This is a genomic window from Campylobacter sp. 2352 PW, assembly GCF_024723575.1.
Classification (GTDB): domain Bacteria; phylum Campylobacterota; class Campylobacteria; order Campylobacterales; family Campylobacteraceae; genus Campylobacter_D.
Window position 1 is genome coordinate 1 of the sequence record NZ_JANQCX010000042.1, and the last position, 662, is coordinate 662.

Annotated in this window: 2 protein-coding genes; both read left to right on the top strand. The window is 34.3% G+C overall.

The window, feature by feature from the left end; translation table 11 throughout:
* The coding region (locus tag CAMP5121_RS08025) for a flagellin (protein ID WP_337215298.1) at positions 1–316 on the top strand (316 nt) is incomplete at its 5' end.
* 131 nt (positions 317–447) lie between these two features.
* Positions 448–662, top strand: a 215-nt coding sequence (locus CAMP5121_RS08030) for a flagellin N-terminal helical domain-containing protein (RefSeq protein WP_439897286.1), incomplete at its 3' end; no start/stop codon positions are given.

Consider the following 662-nt stretch of genomic DNA (forward strand, 5'->3'; position numbering starts at 1 on the left):
TGCTAAAGATCAACAAGCAGGTGTAACTACACTCAAAGGCGCAATGGCTGTAATGGATATAGCTGAAACTGCTATTACTAACTTAGATTCTATTAGAGCTGATCTTGGTGCAGTGCAAAATCAAATCACAGCTACACTTAATAACATCAGTGTAACTCAAGTAAATATCAAATCAGCTGAATCAAACATCAGAGATGTAGACTTTGCTGCAGAAAGTGCAAACTTTGCTAAATATAATATTCTAGCTCAAAGTGGATCTTATGCTATGAGTCAGGCTAATGCCGTGCAACAAAATGTAATGAGATTATTACAATAGTAAAGAAATCCAAAACACCTTGAATATTCAAGGTGTTTCTCTCTCTTTTTATTTTATCTCCCATTTACTTTCTTATATTTGGAACACTTATTGCTTTATAAAAATTAAGCAATATTTTGAAAGGATTTAAAATGGGTTTTAGAATAAACACCAACATAGGTGCAATGAATGCACATGCAAATTCAACTATAACAGCAAGAGAATTAGACAAGTCTTTGTCTAGACTTAGTTCAGGTCTTAGAATCAACTCTGCAGCAGATGATGCTTCTGGGATGGCTATTGCAGATAGCTTAAGATCTCAAGCTGCAACTTTGGGTCAAGCTATTAACAATGGTAATGATGCTAT